Here is a 16,334-nt window from a genome sequence, read left to right as displayed (position 1 = left end):
TCAACGTCCCACTAGAGTCAAGTACATTTCTTTTATTTCAAGGAAGAGCTTGATGCGATCAAAAAGGAACTGAATTCTTCAGTTCCTTTTTTTCTATTTAAAAAGCGATTAAAACCATACATATCAGCGTGCACCGTAGATTTATATGAACCTAATTATATTTTTAGATTCCCTTGGTCAACCGCTGGCTTCCAACGAACAATTTCGATGGTATAGCGTGGCCTTGGTGTTTGACTCATAAAAACTAAATATTTAATAAGAACTTATTGTTAGCGACATGACCATATTTATCGAATTAAATACACTATTTCTAGGAACACGCTTGATGGAACCGGATTGGTCTATTGATACAGCTTTTCTTTTCAGAATAATACTTTCCGTTCTGTCAGGGCTATTAATCGGTATGGAACGGGAATATAAAGGCAAAGACGCCGGACTTAAAACGAATACGTTGGTATCTGCGGGCGCCTGCGCATTTGTAATTCTATCACTTGAATTTACGGGCAAGGATTTTATCGATGTAACAAGGGTGTTAGGTCAGGTAGTAACGGGTATCGGCTTTTTAGGTGCTGGCGTTATCCTTAAAAGGAAAAATACGGTAAAAGGTCTAACTACGGCCGCTACCGTTTGGTGTAGTGCAGCTGCCGGTTGTATAGCGGCATTCTATATGGTTACGAATCTAATCTTTTTTACTGTAGCGGTTGTACTGGTCAATATCGCCTTTGGTCTTCTGGACAACAAGATTTGACCCGTAACGGAACTTACGGGATTTAATTTATGTATTACCTTGATAAAGATTATAAATATTGAAACCGAAAAGAACCAAAATACTGGCTATGGCCAATAAGGTTGGAATCGGGATATTGTTATAATTCAATGGAATTTTAAAGATATCTTTCTCAGATTGCTCTTTATATTTCATTCTATATCTCACCATAGAGATATTGACCATCCCGAAAACTGAAAAGACGAAAATGTTGCTGATCGATGCGACTATTTTTAAATCACCAATAAGCCCAAAAGCAATGGTGGTCAGCGCAATTGCGGCAATAGCGTAATTAGGAGTGTTTTGCCCGAAGCCTTCCAAGGTGGTAAACTTTTTTAACCATTTGATTTCACTGTCGCGGGCGACATCATAGAGAAGTCGCGAGGTACCTAGAATATTGCTCAGTATGGTTTTACTGGTAGCAAATAGTGCCACAACTACTAAAATAATACCACCAATCTGTCCCCATTGAGATTCTATGACCGCAGCGAGTGGTCCCTCTTTTTCACTCAATTCTATGGCACTAAAGGTGCTAAGGCTACTAATGGCAATTGCGACATATATGATGAGTACTATAATTCCGCTCATCAAAACTCCTCTGGGCATATTCTTTTTTGGGTTTTTTGTTTCCTCGGCCATTTTTACTAAATCTTCAAAACCAACATAGCTAAAAAATATGAGTGCGGACCCCGATAAGACTCCCGTTATACCGCTTTCTCCCATCTTAAAAAGTTCTAAGGTGCTCCAGTCCGGTATAGTGAATATGACCACTGTCCCCAATCCTAAAAGTGTGACTATCGTGGCAATAGTATTATAATAAGAGCTTTGCTTTGAACCCAAAATATTGAACATTGACATGAGTATTATAATCCCAATGATGGCGATCCAATGCGGAATTTCAACGAGTCTGTTCAAGTATTCAGCAAAACTAATTGCGATGGCCGCGGGTGCAATAATTCCGGTGAAGGCCATAAAAATGGACATGACCAAGGCTGTTTTTTCCCCTATACCGTGTTTAATGTATTCAAAGCTGCCTCCGGCATCGGGAAAACGACTTACAAATTCTGCATAGGATAAGGCGGTGAGCAATGCTACAATTGCCGCAATGGTAAAACTTAACCAGAGCATATTTCCACTTAATCCTGCTGCCTGACCAATGATTGCATATATTCCGGCACCTACAATCCCCCCAACACCGAACATTAAAATGTCATAAAAATTCAAGGATCTACTAAGTTTATTTTTCGCCATACCCATGTTCTATGTGAGCAAATTACTTGATACAGAATGATTAAGATTGCTGAATTCATCAAGAAATTGAGCTGATTGGTAAATGCCAATTTATGGCACCCGTCTTATTAATGATTGGCCATTTATATAGGTAGAATTGACTGTTGGATATCCTTCTTGAGCGTAATCTTAGGGCCTTATTAGAAGGATAAAAAGGTGTACACTCAGATTTGAAAAAAAACTGCCTATAGATTTAGCAATTCTTGTACATTCTCCATATTCACCTTCTGGTATAATACCAATCGATTAAAACACAACTCAAAAGTGAGATTAGTCTATCAATAATATCCTACGGATACGTCCAATACATATTGATAAGAATCCAGTCCCGTACAACAGCCATAAAACTGATAATCAATGCTGGCTAGAATGGTAACTTCTAGCCGATGGTTGTTTAGTTGTATCAGTGATAGAGCAAAGAAAACCTGTAATCCAAACAATTTTTACATTCAGATTTTATTTACTTGCCTTTAGTCATTTGGCAGCTAAGAAATGGCAGCCAAATTTAATCTATTAATAATATAAATTTTATACCATGAAAAATTTTAGAGATATGTGCATCCTATCTTTTACGCTGTTTTTAACCGTCACAACGAATGCTCAAGAAAAGGTAGACCAAGAAGTCATGGCAGATGCCGAAAAAGCTAAGGTGATACTGCAAACCGATAATGATAAACTAGATGGTTACTTTGAAAATTCAACAGGATATGCAATTTTTCCCAATGTTGGAGAAGGTGGCTTGATTATCGGCGGAGCGTCCGGCAATGGGGTAGTATATGAGAACGGTGAAGTGGTTGGAATGGCCGACCTAAAGAAAGTCGATGTAGGACTTCAAGCGGGAGGACAAGCGATTACCCAAGTAATCTTTTTTGAGACCGAGGAGGCTTTGAACGAGTTTAAGCAAGGTGAGCTGGAGCTCTCCGCTGAAGCAAAAGCTGTAGCACTTCACGAAGGGGCTTCGATAGATGCCAATTATGATGACGGCGTAATTGTTTTTGCAAAACCTAAGAAAGGGTTGATGGCGGATGTTTCCGTAGGAGGACAGAAATTCGATTATACATCCATTGATAATCTTTAATCCACAATCCATTTCATAAAATGATTTTTGAACGGACATCTTTTTGGAGGGTTTTTCTCTTTAGAGGGCATACGATCTTTTTATATAGAGATCTTATTTTGAAAAAAGAAAGCAAGAATTAATCGATAAATTAAATTTTTACGTGGCCAACAACCAGATAGATGGAAATGAGATAAAGAATTATGACATCATGCTAAAAATTCTTGATGAACTTTCGTTTTCGAATAGATTACGAAGGAAAGGTTCAATATCTTATACAGTTGTTGATAGCTTAAGCATAGACCGGGATTTAGGATCAGAACTAATTGTATTTGATAATAGTATTTACTGATTTTTAAGACATTGTAGCTTTATTCGATGTCTTACATTTATTACATCTGCCTTCCTAATTTTGAGAAAGTTCAAAAAACGATTCTCAAGAATACAAACCGAACAAGTAGCGAACAAGTAACCGAACAAGTCAGCGACTAAGTAACCAACCAAGGAAGTAGTCACGTAAAAATCCTAATGAGGAACAATATTATTAATGATTAAATGCTTAGAGAATGTGATTTTAATATCCTTAAAAGGGTCATTAATCGCAATGCATTGTTAATTTGTTCTTTTTTTGATTCTTACCTTTAGCCTAAAACAGGATGAATAGGGGGGAGATTATTTTATACGATGATAAACCAAGCATAGAAATTCGGTTGGATAATGACACCATTTGGTTAAATCAAAAACAAATGGCGGAGTTGTTTGATAAAGATACCGATACCATTGGCCTACATTTGAAAAATATCTTTACCACCAAGGAATTGGATAAAAAAGCAACTACCGAGAAATACTCGGTAGTTCAGAAAGAAGGTAATAGACATGTAAAACGTAAAGTTTTATTCTACAATTTAGACGCAATAATTTCAGTTGGCTACCGAGTAAATTCGAAACAGGGAACCCAATTTAGAATATGGGCTACCCGTACGCTAAAAGAATATCTAGTCAAGGGTTATGTTGTCAATGAAAACAGGTTAGCCCAAAAGGAAGAGGAAATACAAATACTTAGAAACGGTATTTCGATATTGGGCAGGGCAATGGAAGAAAAGTCAAACCATGAAAGTAATGAATGGCTGAAACTGTTTTCCCAGGGTTTGGAACTATTGGATGACTACGATCACGAGAGCTTGGACAAGAAAGGCCTAACTAAAAAAGAAGCCATATTTCCTAGCATAGAGGAATACCAAGTACTTATACAACAGATGTCAACTAAATTTGATTCTGAAGTTTTTGGAAAGGAAAAGGACAAAAACTTTCAGAGCTCCATCGCACAGATTACAAAAGGTTTCGGAATTGAGGATTTTTATCCAACCATAGAAGAAAAAGCTGCCACTTTGCTATACCTGATTACTAAAAACCATTCCTTTGTTGATGGTAATAAGCGAATAGCAGCGGCATGTTTTCTTAAATTCCTAAGCGCTAACAGTATGCTTGTTTCTCAAAATGGCAAAGTAATTATCAGTAATGATAACCTTGGCAAGTTTAACTCTATTCATTGCTTCCAGTAAGCCCGAAGAAATGGAAACGGTAAAACGTTTGGTGATAAGTGTTTTAAATAGGGGTAATTAAATTAAAGTTCAATAAAACGATGGCAACGTCACTATGCCCCATTCCTGCTGTAGCCCTCCCTAAAAATGTAGCCTTCCCCATTTTCTACAATTGATTATTTAGAAATCGTAACTTAGTGGAAAGTTCAAAAAATGGATTATCAATACCATTTTATTTTCTGCTTTTGTGAAATCATTAAAAGATGATAAAATCGATTTGGATAAAAAAAAGTAAACCGTTATTAACCATATCCCTCTGGAGAAAATGGAGCGAAGAATGAAATATTTCCATCTAATTTGGAATCTATTAAAAAATATGGAGAAGATTACCAGCCTATTTTAGGAATATTGTATTTAGAAAAGCTTCGCTCATTTACTTTAAGTAAGCAAGTTGCCGAATAAAAAAATTCAATTCACCACTATTTTTATCGCCAAAACAGATTATGGTCTACAACCCAAACTTAAGAACATTAATCAATATATCTCTCAATAAACTTAATTAGGGTGATTTAAATGAGAAATGGAATCTACCACCCCTTTCGAAATACTTAGATACATCATAGAATTTTTTTAGAGTTGAGGCTGAGATTTCTATTTTTGCCATCCTGTATGAAGAATGTATTTAATAGAAGTTATCGGATAGGAAGGTACATTGTATACCGAGAAACTTTGTTAGAGCCTAAGGAACTTTTTTGGTCATTTGTGGGATCTTTTTGCGGAATTGGGCTCATCGGTTTTGTCCAATCGCAATATTTGTCCCATGGCGATAATGTTTTACTGATCGGTTCCTTTGGGGCCACTGGTGTGCTGATTTACGGAGCTATACATAGCCCGTTGGCCCAACCCAGAAATTTGATGGGAGGACATATTTTCAGTGCAATTGTCGGTGTAAGTGTAGCTCTTCTTTTAGGTGACATTTTATGGTTGGCGGCAGCTTTGTCCGTGGCCATATCCATCTTGGTCATGCAAATTTCAAAAACCCTACACCCACCTGGGGGTGCGACTGCATTAATTGCAGTCATCGGTTCAGAAAAAATAACTTCTCTGGGTTATTGGTACGTTCTTTTTCCGGTATTGAGTGGGGTATCCATAATGTTTGTTGTTGCATTGTTTTTTAATAATTTAACCCCGAACAGAACCTATCCCTCTAAAGGAAGGTTTCTTAAAACATTACATTGGGCCATTAGACCGGCCAAAACGAAACTTCAACGCATAAAAGGAAATTCCTCGGGTGAAAAAATATAATTAACTAGAGTAAAACAACTATACCCTGTTCCCGGTGATTTCCTAACTAACTACATCCAATGGTATGTTCAGAGAGTAATTCTTACCCTTTGGGCAATAACTACCCATCTCCAAATTTAAACGCAAACTATATTTCACTGAAAATTAGAAAATTAGGAAAATATACTCCTATATATGATAAATGGCCTTGAAATTGTACAAAGTCATTCTTTAATTGGTAAGTCCAGGTTACAATACCGTCCGTGGGCAAATTATTTCTTTTCTTCCAACTAAATTCTATGTTGAAAAAAATTCTTTCACCTTTTCAAAACTTTATTAAAATTGAAAGTTTAGGTGGACTTTTATTAATATTAGCTACCCTTATCGCTCTTTTTTGGGCAAATTCTCCTTTCTCCGCAAGCTATTTTAATTTATGGAAGTTTCGCTTGGGCATTATCACTGAAACATATGAATTTTCCAAGCCACTTTTTTTATGGATCAATGATGGACTCATGGCCATTTTCTTTTTTTTGATAGGCTTGGAAATTAAAAGAGAAGTACTGATCGGGGAACTAAATTCGGTAAGAAAAGTTGCTTTTCCTTTGTTCGGGGCTATTGGAGGTATGTTAGTACCGATTTGTGTTTTTTTGGCCTTCAACCAAAATTCAGAAACTGAGTTGGCCTGGGGTATCCCAATGGCGACCGATATTGCGTTCTCTTTGGCAATCTTGAACATGCTTGGAAATAAGGTTCCGATGAACCTGAAAATATTCTTGACCGCTTTTGCCATTGTGGACGATCTTGGGGCTGTCATGGTGATTGCGTTGTTTTATACTGGGACTATCCAAATTTCTATGTTATTGACCGCCTTTTTGATTTTAGGACTTTTGTACTTCTTGGCCTATAAAGGTTATTACTCCAAATTTCTGTTGACTTTCTCGGGGATAGTAGTTTGGTTTTTATTTTTAAAGGCCGGTGTTCATCCAACGCTGGCAGGAATTTTGATGGCATTCTGTGTTCCAGTGCGCCAAACAATAAAGACTCCCGCATTTATGGGCCACTTTGAAGAAATTTACAGAGATATACAAGATGCTAGGGTGTTGTCAAAACCTGTCCTATCAAGTGGGCAATTAAATCAATTGGGCAGAATGGAACATTTTATGGTCAAGTTTCGGTCTCCCCTTCAAAGTTTGGAACATAACCTACACGGATGGGTAGCCTACTTTATAGTACCTATATTTGCGTTGGCCAACGCAGGTATAAGCCTTAAAGATTTGGGGGAAATAGACTATGTTCTTGCTATCAATATAACCCTTGCACTTTTGTTGGGAAAGGGATTTGGGGTTAGCCTTGTAGTATACATTGCAGAAAAGTTAAAATGGCTTGTTGTGCCAGGGGATATTGGTCAACGCCAAATTTTTGGTGTCTCCTTTTTGGCAGGTATTGGTTTTACCATGGCTTTTTTTATAGCCAATCTGGCTTTTGAATCATCCCTTTATCTTAATTCGGCTAAAATAGGAATTTTATTAGGTTCAGGACTTTCCGCAATGGTAGGTTATTGCATATTGGCAACAACTAAAAATAGGAAAGCTGAAGCTTAAGGTCTTGGCCGTTGATTCCGAGAGGATTTTATTTTGTATTTCCAGAAACATTCACTTAACTCTGATCTGTATTGTATAGCGGGCAATACGAATTTCAAAAACATAAGCAATGAACCCAACCGAAGAAGCTTTAAATGAAAGAATAAAGGAACTGACTTGTCTATATGAGGTTTCTTCCATAATAGTCAATGCCTCAGAGGAACAAATGCTCGAAGTACTTCAGGCCATTGCTAAATGTGTGAAAAATGGCTTTCGTTATCCATCACAAACAGAGATTTTGATAAGAACTTCGAAGATGGAGGTCTTTACGGGCATATTAAAGATGGGTGAAACTATCAGTTCCAATATCAAAGTGTTCAATCGTATCGAAGGGAAATTGCAAGCTCGCCTACAGAATCCAGATAAGGAGTTCTTGAAGGAAGAACAACCATTATTGGATAACATTGCCTTAAAAGTTGGTAATCTCTTGGAAAAGTTGGAAATTCAAAAAAGTGAACGATCCTTGATGAGGCAAATGGAGAGGGCGGACCGATTGACAATATTAGGAGAAATAACAGCGGGGATTGCCCACGAGATGAATACACCTCTGGCTAACATTCTTGGCTTTGCAGAGCTGCTGAAGTCCGATTTGGAAAACTTGAATTTGGATACTGGCGACATTGATAAGATAATTCAAAATTCGATTTTTACTAGGGAGGTCGTTAAAAAGCTAATGTTCTTTGCTTGTGAAATGCCACATGAAAAAAAGCAAGTTGATATCATACCACATATCAAGGGGGCCATTGATCTATTGGATGCGACCTTTAGAAAAGAAGAAATAAAATGCCTTTTCACGACCAAAAAAAATGAAATCTTTGTGAAAGTCGATATTATACAGTTGACTCAAATCATTTTTAATTTAATTATGAACGCCATATATTTTTCGCCAAAAAATGGATTGGTCACGATAGAGGTCAACGAAGATAAGGAGTCTATTTTAATAAGTGTAAGCGATGAAGGATCTGGAATTAATAAAGATGCCCATGAAAAAATTTTTGAACCTTTCTTTACGACTAAACCCACGGGCGAGGGTTCCGGGTTGGGACTAAGTGTGGTCCATGGAATTGTATCTGCACATCGAGGTCATATTGAAGCAATAAACAACAAAGGCAAAGGCGCTTGTTTTAAGGTTCAAATTCCAAAGTAATATGAAATTGAGAAAAGAGAACATTCTTATAGTGGATGACGACCTGCATATACTTGAAATGCTTCAAAGACATTTGTCATCTTGGAATTTTCATACATACAGGGCCATTACGGTCAAGGAGGCCGTATCCATTCTGAGGGATTCACGAATAGATTTGCTTATTACCGACCTTAAGATGCCCAAAATAGACGGTTATGAACTAATTAAATTTGTTTCAGAACATTATCCCGGTGTCCCCAGATTGATAATTACGGGATATCCCTCCGTGCAAGGCTCTTTGAAGGCCATTAAATCGGGAGCTGTTGGCTACCTTACAAAACCATTTACTAAGGAAGAGTTAAAAACTTCAGTTGAGAAATCGTTGTTAAGCAATAATGAGGCATTAACCAAGAAGGATAGGAGACAAATTCCGTCCAAGTCGAATGCCGGAGATTTTAAAGATTTAGTAGGGAAATCAAATGCTCTTGGAAGGATTTTTCAAATTATTGAAAGGGTTAAGGACAACAAAGCCACTATACTGATTACCGGGGAGAGCGGAACGGGAAAGGAGCTTATAGCCAGAAGCATTCATTATTCAGGAAAATATAAACAACAAGCATTTGTGCCGGTAAATTGCGGGGGTATTCCGGAAAGTCTTTTGGAGGCGGAGCTGTTCGGTTATGTTAAGGGAGCTTTTACGGGTGCGGATGGTGCACGGGACGGTTTTTTTCAGGCCGCGGACGGTGGGACTCTTTTTTTGGATGAGATAGCTAATTCCTCGTTAGCTGTACAGACGAGATTGCTCAGAGCACTTCAAGAAAAGGAGGTAACTAAGGTGGGTTCAAGAAAATCGGAGAAAATAGATTTGAGAATTATTGCGGCAACTAATGGCAACCTTAAAGAAATGGTTCAGAAGGGTTCCTTTAGGGAAGATTTATACTATCGTCTTACCGTTGTAGACATAGAACTTCCTCCGCTTAGGGAACGAAAAATAGATATTCCTCGTTTAGTTGAAAAATTCCTGTTCAAATATGGTGTCGAGTATAAGGACCGTCTGATAGGGATATCCCCTGAGGCACTTGAAATAATGAAAAGATATAATTGGCCAGGAAATATCCGAGAGCTGGAAAACATTGTCCAAAGAGCTGTGATAATGTGTGATGGCCGTGTAGAAACTGAGAATTTGCCAGATGCTTTAAAATATACAATCGATTTTCCGGACGAAGATTTTTTGCCACTTCGTGAACAGGAGACAAGGTATTTACGAAAGGTTTTGGCGCATTATGGCAATAATAAAACAAAGGCGGCGGAAATATTAGGCATTACTCGTAAGACGCTAAGGGAAAAACTGAAACAATGAAAAACTAACATTTTATATATTCTTCAAAAATTGTATTCAGGTTATTTGGGAAGGTTCTGTCTATCCGTCAAACTACAATCACGTCCCAATAGGCAAGTTTTTTTTACCCAGGCGGGTAAATAGTTACCAGGCTATAAATCGTTCAATTTTCCAATACTCATGTCTACACCTTATTCCCATTGGCCTTAGGGAACATGGCATCAATATCTGCTTTCACATGGTATACTAGTTGCATCATGTTGTTTATAAAGTTGTAAAAGCATGAAAGGCGAGTTTTTTAGTATATGTCCCTATTGTAAATTTTTCTCCCATTGCGTCCTGACTGCAAAAAAGGATAGGGTTTGGGAATGTAGTGAATACCATGATCAAAAATTGGATCCATTTCCGGCAGAACCAGTTTCGCAAGATTTTAAACCGTTTCCAATTAACATTTAATTCAGTATGTCCGAGGTCAAGAAAATTATTCGAAGGGGTTTAAATGGTAAGGTGCAGCAGGGCATGATGCGGAATGTAATGAAGCAATTCAACGAAGCTGCCGATTTTCTGGGTATAAACAGTAACGTAAGAAAAATATTGTCGCATTCGAACAATGAGCTAGTTGTAAGATTTCCTGTAAGGATGGATAATGGGGAAGTTGAAGTTTTTACGGGATATAGGGTACAGCATAATAATTCATTAGGCCCTTATAAAGGTGGGCTTCGGTATCATAAGACTGTTGACTTGGATGCTGCTAGGGCACTTGCGATGTGGATGACATGGAAAACCTCTTTGGCGGGTCTTCCTTACGGTGGTGCCAAGGGAGGTATACAAATAGACCCCTCGGCTTATTCACCCGCTGAATTGGAGCGCATAACCAGAAGATTTACGTACGCTTTAGCCGACAATATAGGTCCGGACCATGATATACCTGCCCCGGATATGAATACAAACGACCAAACAATGGCATGGATGGCGGATACCTATATGAGTATGCGTCCTCCTGCCGAGCGTTCGGCAAACCAACACGTTGTTACAGGTAAACCTTCAGCTAGTGGAGGGTTGGAGGGAAGGGACCGTGCCACCGGGTACGGTGTGTTCTTGACAATAAAACTTTTGCTTGAAAAAAAAGGGCAAGACCTGAAGGACAAAAGATTTATAGTTCAAGGCTTTGGTAATGTGGGTTATTGGGCTGCTGTTTTTCTTGAGAGGATGGGGGCAAGAATGGTGGCGGTCCAAGATGCCTCTAAAACCTTATATGATGATAGTGGAATTTCAGTGGAAGAACTTCACGAGTTTTGTTTAAAGAACAAATCTGTTATCAATGGTTTTAGTGGAGGATCAACTTTAAAAGACAAAGATTTTTTTTCTGTTGAATGTGACATATGTATACCGGCCGCACTAGGCAACCAAATCACTAAGGAAAACGCATTTGAAATCAAGGCAAGCCTTATCGCCGAGGGAGCCAACGGACCAACAGAAGATGCAGCAGAAAAATTATTGATTTCAAGAGGGACTCAAATTATTCCCGATATTCTTTGTAATTCAGGAGGTGTTATCGCCAGTTATTACGAATGGCTCCAGAATAGAAATGGTGAACTTTGGAATATGGAAGAAGTGATGGAAAAATTGGAAAGGAAGATAAGCGCTTCCTTTGAGAAGGTCTACGATTTATCAACATCTGAGGGTATTTCACTAAGAATGGCTGCTTATGGAATAGCCTTGAATAGAATTGAAAATGCTTATGTGCAACGGGGAATATTCCCATAGAAAAAGGAAGATGAACAGTAACAATCTAATAGTTGAAAAAAGGGAATATGTGTTTCTTAAAAGGTTGTTGAACCTATCTGGATACTCAAATGACAATTCCGTAAAAAAATCCTTGGAAAAATTATCCTCGGAACTACAATTGGCCCTTATAGTGGACGAATTGGATATGCCTAGGGGAGTCATTAGGTTCAATAGTCTCGTAACGATCGAATCTTCTGATGGCTGGCAGCGAAAAATTCAATTGGTCATACCTTCGGAAAGAAATTTCGAACTCGGTAAGATTTCGGTTCTTACCCCGATCGGTGCTGCACTATTCGGCTATCCGGAAGGTAGTACCGTAGAATGGGAGTTTCCAGGGGGCACCAAAAAAATTTTCATTAGTGAAGTGAAGAAACAACCGCTTCCGAAGGTTCTAGACCTTCCTTTGTAACAAAAGTAAAATATGAGAGGTGAAGGTTTAGACTTATATCAGTATGAGAGCGATACAGAATTGATTCATAAAATCAACTCAATGGAATTGAAAGCTTGGATTGCCAATCTACATTTTATTCGTAAAGAGCTCTCGAAAATTATTGAAATCTGTGTGCAACAATTTAAAGAAAAGTCAAGCTTTATTGAGGTAGGCAAAAAATTTGAGAAAAAGGAGGTAGAGAACGAAAATATACTGAAAGCTTTAAATGGGTACAGTAATAACAGGTCAATAATATCCGAGTGTGATAATCTTCATTGCGACATGGCTTTCATTAGGGAGCATGAAATGTACCGAAAAAGTTATGTATACCATTTGGAGAAATATTGGAATTTAAAGGAAGATTTCTACAACCGCCTTAAGGACAGTTTGGTTGGTTGAACTAGGATTTTATAGATAGATGAATCCAACTCAAAAAGAATATTGGTTCGCCGAACTTTGCTTGGAAAGAGATTATTACGATGTAAAATGGTGGACTGTCCAATTAGAACAAATAAATCGGGAACTGGATAGTTTAATGGAAATAGAAACAACGTTGTTGAATAGATCAGAAATTTCAATGTCTCTTTTAGGTCTTAGAAGAAAGAACACCCTTGTGCTTAGAAAGTTATATCAATTTGAGATAGATCTTAAAAAGGAAAAGGAGTATGGGAAAAAGCTTTATGACGTGGGTATACTTCGGGCTTATCAGAACAGTAGGAAACTCTTTCAGGAAATCTTGGCTGAATAGAAGACGGCAATGACACTGATCTTCGACGAACTAAAAAAGTATAGAAAACTCAAATAAAAGGTATTATGGAAAAACGAATTTTGGTGCCAACTTATTCGAACATGGAAATAGAGTTTGTTTTAGGATACCTTTCTAATCTGTTCGAAAACCAATATTGCAAGTTCTATATACTCGACACATTTAGTTACCGAATGAGTGGGCTTGAAACCTTGCGCTTTTTGCAGGAGGACGATAGTTTTTTCGAAAAGCCTAGAAAGACTTCAGAGGATAAGCTAAGAAGCGTGATTCTGGAGCACAGGTTAGAGCATTCCAATGTAAAACATACCTTTCATCCAATCACCGAATGTTCTAATATTCTCGGTGCGGTCCAAAGAAATGTTATGGAATTTGAAATGGATTTGATTGTTTTATTCATGAATAGCGCAAACAGAGCTTATGACCACCAAATCTCATCGATTCTTAATAAAATTAGAAGGTGCCCGATTATGGTAATTCCTGAGACTATGAGTCTTAGTAGAAGAAACAAATTCGTCTTTGTTTCGGATTTCATGAATCCTGTTCCCCAAGAGGAATTGGATTATATGCTTTTTCTATTTGGCTACATGAAGCTTGAATTTAAAATTTTACAAATTGGTCAACCTTGCCAAATCAGTCTGCACCAAGAAATCAATCATAAAACACTTCATTCAAAATTAAGCACGATTTCTCAATCAATGGTGTCAATCAGAAATATAAATTCTTTAGATAAAATTAAGGAATATGGCTCAGGTCATACGAAGAGCATACTTTGTTTTTTGGATGAAAAACCAAGTGTATTACGAAGGCTTGGAGTAACCAAATCTTTTGTCAATAGGTTGGGACCTATCGATAGAATCCCTATTGTAACTTTTCATGTATGAAAAAATATTATGAAGAAAAAGAAATTTGAAATTGCTTTATTGCTAATTGGCATTTTGTGTATAGTTATTCTATGTTGGCTATTTCCAGCTCCTGTATTCGAAAACTAACCCTTATCTAAGTCTATTTGAAATTAAAACGGCTAATGGTGAAAGTTAGTATAATAAACGTTTAAGAGAACGGATTACTTGGAATTGAAGACTGACCATTAATTTTAGCGTTAATTGGTTTGTGGAGAAAGGTCTTGTTTATTCAAGGCCTTTTTAATTTATAGGTTTTGATAATAGAATGGAATTTAGCCTTCCTTGTTTTCTAAAATTGATTATTCATAAATCGTAACTTAGGGGAAAATTCATAAAAAGGATTCAATTAATATCCATATTTGCTAAATATGGACAAATAGTGTAATTTTGTAGGAAGTAATGTTTATGTTATGAATATCAGTTTCACAAAAAAACAGGAAGAATACATTGCCAAGCAAGTCGCTACCGGTGAATACCAGAACAATAGTGAGGTTATCCGTGATGCAATACGTTTACATAGTATTTATAGGGACAAGGTTATTGATGATCTTAGAAGGGAAATTGAGAAAGGTTGGGATGGCCCGGAAAGCTCCCGGACAATGGATGAAATCATCGCTTCAAAAAAGAATGGGTGAAAGTTGGCTATGTTCTTTCGCAAGAAGCGGATAGTGACATTGAGAATATATTCGAATATGGTGAATATCGCTTTGGGACTGCTCGGGCAATCGAATACCTGATTGGTCTGAAGGACCATTTTTTGGCAATTGGCAACAATCCGGATATCGGAAAGAGTAGAAATGAAATTAAGGAAGGCCTTTTCAGTTTTCCATACATTTCTCATGTAATTTTCTATCGTAAATTTAAAGGATATGTCCGGATAGTAAGAGTCCTGTATGGTGGCAGAGATTTGGTAAAGTTTCTAAGTTAAATAAAGGATTAACAGAATGTCGAAGTGTGGCAATTGAAAAGTTCAAAATTGAGCTATTTCTTAGTTCGCGTATAATAATAACCTGGTCCGTCACAGAGTAAGTATCCGCCATTGTACATTTCTGATTCGCTTAGAATACTCAAGTGTTCCACCAAGGAATTTCCACAGGATTGGATAAGGTAAGTGTCATCGGAATAGTACAACTTAAGATAATCATTTCCACCCGAATTTACCGAGTCATATTTACCGAAAGCAGTGGAAGTGCTATCTGGATATACTCTTCGCTTGATAAAGGTACTATCGGGGAAAAATTCGATAGACTCTCGAAAACCTAATTCTTCTTTATCCAATATTTCCCCGGACATCCCAGAATTCAAGGAAGTGAGCTCATAATACATTGCCAATCCAAAATGGGCCGATTCGCTGGAACTTGAACAAGAGGACCAAACAGTTGCAATGACTAGCAATATTAGTATTCCTCTCATTATTGTTTTTCCATTAGATGTACAAATTAGAAGAGGGTTGCTTTAGAATATTAGTAAATAGCTGCACTTTAATAGGTGCCTACCTATAGATGCAAAGTTCAAATATAATGATGTTCAAAAGCTCATTACGCGGTACAAATTACTATCTACTATTACATCGACATCCTCAAGAACAAGTAAATTCCAAACTCTTATGATACTATTTGGAAAACTCATCACAAGCTAATGCACATTCCCTACAGGCTTTAGCACATTCTTTGCAATGTTGGTGGTCGTGGCGCGAACATTCATCGGCACACGCTTCGCAAATTGTCTTACAATAATCAACAAGACCCTGAACGTCCGTATAAGAGGTAGCTAGAATTTGTGCAAGTGAACTACAAACTTCGGCACATACTCTATCGATTCTAATACAATTGTTCATCATAGCGATGTTTTCCTCATCTAGACAAGCGTCCGCACAATAATTGCAATGGTTAATGCAATTTCCCAATGCATGAATTAATTTTACATTTCTCATACTACTATTTTTGTATTAAGTGCGCTGAAGTTATAAAATTGAACTTGGTGCGTATGTCGTCAAAAACAATAATATTGAACCTATAGCAAAGTAATTTACATCAAGGAAGTACGTGAGGTTAATTTTTGGAGAATAGCCTTAGAAGATTTTAAAGAAATGATTCTTAAAGAGAACGAAATATCAAATTAGGATTACCATTTCCCGGTTACTCATTTTAAGCTAAGAGTACATCATGTTATCATAGCAAAACGAATATGGAATGGATTGTTACAATCCTATTCTCAAATGTTTTAAAATAAAGCCCTGTTTTAAATCCATCTCGTAAGGCCAAGTCCGCGATTTGCTATCGTCAGTATCTTTCCTCATCGGACCAAGGACAATTGTTCAATGTTCCGATTTATTCTATAAGTTTAATTACTAAAGAAACGCCCTTTAAATAACCATTGTCAAAATTCAAATTAGTTTAAGACGC

The 16,334-nt window shown here is 37.3% G+C and carries 17 protein-coding genes; 14 read left to right on the top strand and 3 right to left on the bottom strand.

The genetic code is table 11. The annotated features are described in order from the left end of the window. Positions 1-277: 277 nt before the first annotated feature. On the top strand, positions 278-748 hold the full coding sequence (locus IL356_RS19970) for an MgtC/SapB family protein (RefSeq protein ID WP_317125500.1): 471 nt from the start codon (positions 278-280) through the stop codon (positions 746-748). 27 nt (positions 749-775) lie between these two features. Here the strand turns inward: IL356_RS19970 and IL356_RS19965 are convergent, their stop codons facing one another. After that, positions 776-2,017: an APC family permease gene (locus IL356_RS19965; protein ID WP_162987862.1), complete on the bottom strand. Its 1,242-nt coding sequence runs from the start codon at positions 2,015-2,017 to the stop codon at positions 776-778. A 574-nt stretch (positions 2,018-2,591) separates the two neighbouring features. Between IL356_RS19965 and IL356_RS19960 the strand changes: the two genes are divergently transcribed. The 13 genes from IL356_RS19960 to IL356_RS19900 all read left to right on the top strand — a co-directional run bounded on the left by IL356_RS19960 (position 2,592) and on the right by IL356_RS19900 (position 14,857). Continuing rightward, positions 2,592-3,134 (top strand): lipid-binding SYLF domain-containing protein, encoded by a 543-nt coding sequence (locus IL356_RS19960; RefSeq protein WP_121848517.1) that lies wholly within the window; start codon positions 2,592-2,594, stop codon positions 3,132-3,134. 725 nt (positions 3,135-3,859) lie between these two features. After that, on the top strand, positions 3,860-4,675 hold the full coding sequence (gene rhuM / locus IL356_RS19955) for a RhuM family protein (protein ID WP_225621576.1): 816 nt from the start codon (positions 3,860-3,862) through the stop codon (positions 4,673-4,675). Between the two features lie 648 nt (positions 4,676-5,323). After that, on the top strand, positions 5,324-5,959 hold the full coding sequence (locus IL356_RS19950) for an HPP family protein (RefSeq protein WP_121848519.1): 636 nt from the start codon (positions 5,324-5,326) through the stop codon (positions 5,957-5,959). 278 nt (positions 5,960-6,237) lie between these two features. Next, positions 6,238-7,539, top strand: a complete 1,302-nt coding sequence (gene nhaA, locus IL356_RS19945; RefSeq protein ID WP_121848520.1) for a Na+/H+ antiporter NhaA — start codon at positions 6,238-6,240, stop codon at positions 7,537-7,539. Between the two features lie 109 nt (positions 7,540-7,648). Next, complete coding sequence (locus tag IL356_RS19940; RefSeq protein ID WP_121848521.1) at positions 7,649-8,725, top strand: sensor histidine kinase; 1,077 nt, start codon at positions 7,649-7,651, stop codon at positions 8,723-8,725. A gap of 1 nt (position 8,726) precedes the next feature. After that, complete coding sequence (locus tag IL356_RS19935; RefSeq protein WP_121848522.1) at positions 8,727-10,064, top strand: sigma-54-dependent transcriptional regulator; 1,338 nt, start codon at positions 8,727-8,729, stop codon at positions 10,062-10,064. Between the two features lie 441 nt (positions 10,065-10,505). Continuing rightward, positions 10,506-11,810, top strand: a complete 1,305-nt coding sequence (locus tag IL356_RS19930; RefSeq protein WP_121848523.1) for a Glu/Leu/Phe/Val family dehydrogenase — start codon at positions 10,506-10,508, stop codon at positions 11,808-11,810. Positions 11,811-11,820: 10 nt separating this feature from the next. Beyond that, a complete protein-coding gene (locus tag IL356_RS19925) occupies positions 11,821-12,240 on the top strand; it encodes a GreA/GreB family elongation factor (RefSeq protein ID WP_121848524.1) in 420 nt (139 codons plus the stop codon). Positions 12,241-12,252: 12 nt separating this feature from the next. After that, positions 12,253-12,660 carry a hypothetical protein gene (locus IL356_RS19920; protein ID WP_121848525.1) on the top strand — a complete coding sequence of 136 codons (408 nt, stop codon included), beginning with the start codon at positions 12,253-12,255 and terminating at the stop codon, positions 12,658-12,660. Positions 12,661-12,679: 19 nt separating this feature from the next. Continuing rightward, positions 12,680-13,009: a hypothetical protein gene (locus IL356_RS19915; protein WP_121848526.1), complete on the top strand. Its 330-nt coding sequence runs from the start codon at positions 12,680-12,682 to the stop codon at positions 13,007-13,009. Positions 13,010-13,074: 65 nt separating this feature from the next. Further along, positions 13,075-13,908 carry a hypothetical protein gene (locus tag IL356_RS19910; RefSeq protein WP_162987863.1) on the top strand — a complete coding sequence of 278 codons (834 nt, stop codon included), beginning with the start codon at positions 13,075-13,077 and terminating at the stop codon, positions 13,906-13,908. Positions 13,909-14,339: 431 nt separating this feature from the next. Beyond that, positions 14,340-14,564: a type II toxin-antitoxin system ParD family antitoxin gene (locus IL356_RS19905; RefSeq protein WP_121848528.1), complete on the top strand. Its 225-nt coding sequence runs from the start codon at positions 14,340-14,342 to the stop codon at positions 14,562-14,564. Further along, positions 14,561-14,857: a type II toxin-antitoxin system RelE/ParE family toxin gene (locus tag IL356_RS19900; protein WP_121848529.1), complete on the top strand. Its 297-nt coding sequence runs from the start codon at positions 14,561-14,563 to the stop codon at positions 14,855-14,857. The genes IL356_RS19905 and IL356_RS19900 overlap by 4 nt, the downstream gene beginning before the upstream one ends. Positions 14,858-14,910: 53 nt before the next feature. Here IL356_RS19900 and IL356_RS19895 read toward each other — a convergent pair whose 3' ends face one another. After that, positions 14,911-15,342, bottom strand: a complete 432-nt coding sequence (locus tag IL356_RS19895) for a hypothetical protein (RefSeq protein WP_121848530.1) — start codon at positions 15,340-15,342, stop codon at positions 14,911-14,913. A 199-nt stretch (positions 15,343-15,541) separates the two neighbouring features. Beyond that, positions 15,542-15,766 carry a four-helix bundle copper-binding protein gene (locus tag IL356_RS19890; protein ID WP_317173297.1) on the bottom strand — a complete coding sequence of 75 codons (225 nt, stop codon included), beginning with the start codon at positions 15,764-15,766 and terminating at the stop codon, positions 15,542-15,544. Positions 15,767-16,334 lie beyond the last annotated feature (568 nt).

This window comes from Euzebyella marina, assembly GCF_014855515.1.
GTDB classification, from domain to species: domain Bacteria; phylum Bacteroidota; class Bacteroidia; order Flavobacteriales; family Flavobacteriaceae; genus Euzebyella; species Euzebyella marina.
Note: the sequence above shows the minus strand (reverse complement) of the source record. Positions and strands in the feature narration are given on the sequence as shown.

Coding starts and splice junctions, on each gene's coding strand:
- IL356_RS19970 (WP_317125500.1), top strand. CDS start 278: ATGACCATATTTATCGAATTAAATACACTATTTCTAGGAACACGCTTG.
- IL356_RS19965 (WP_162987862.1), bottom strand. CDS start 2,017: ATGGCGAAAAATAAACTTAGTAGATCCTTGAATTTTTATGACATTTTA.
- IL356_RS19960 (WP_121848517.1), top strand. CDS start 2,592: ATGAAAAATTTTAGAGATATGTGCATCCTATCTTTTACGCTGTTTTTA.
- rhuM (WP_225621576.1), top strand. CDS start 3,860: ATGGCGGAGTTGTTTGATAAAGATACCGATACCATTGGCCTACATTTG.
- IL356_RS19950 (WP_121848519.1), top strand. CDS start 5,324: ATGAAGAATGTATTTAATAGAAGTTATCGGATAGGAAGGTACATTGTA.
- nhaA (WP_121848520.1), top strand. CDS start 6,238: ATGTTGAAAAAAATTCTTTCACCTTTTCAAAACTTTATTAAAATTGAA.
- IL356_RS19940 (WP_121848521.1), top strand. CDS start 7,649: ATGAACCCAACCGAAGAAGCTTTAAATGAAAGAATAAAGGAACTGACT.
- IL356_RS19935 (WP_121848522.1), top strand. CDS start 8,727: ATGAAATTGAGAAAAGAGAACATTCTTATAGTGGATGACGACCTGCAT.
- IL356_RS19930 (WP_121848523.1), top strand. CDS start 10,506: ATGTCCGAGGTCAAGAAAATTATTCGAAGGGGTTTAAATGGTAAGGTG.
- IL356_RS19925 (WP_121848524.1), top strand. CDS start 11,821: ATGAACAGTAACAATCTAATAGTTGAAAAAAGGGAATATGTGTTTCTT.
- IL356_RS19920 (WP_121848525.1), top strand. CDS start 12,253: ATGAGAGGTGAAGGTTTAGACTTATATCAGTATGAGAGCGATACAGAA.
- IL356_RS19915 (WP_121848526.1), top strand. CDS start 12,680: ATGAATCCAACTCAAAAAGAATATTGGTTCGCCGAACTTTGCTTGGAA.
- IL356_RS19910 (WP_162987863.1), top strand. CDS start 13,075: ATGGAAAAACGAATTTTGGTGCCAACTTATTCGAACATGGAAATAGAG.
- IL356_RS19905 (WP_121848528.1), top strand. CDS start 14,340: ATGAATATCAGTTTCACAAAAAAACAGGAAGAATACATTGCCAAGCAA.
- IL356_RS19895 (WP_121848530.1), bottom strand. CDS start 15,342: ATGAGAGGAATACTAATATTGCTAGTCATTGCAACTGTTTGGTCCTCT.
- IL356_RS19890 (WP_317173297.1), bottom strand. CDS start 15,766: ATGAACAATTGTATTAGAATCGATAGAGTATGTGCCGAAGTTTGTAGT.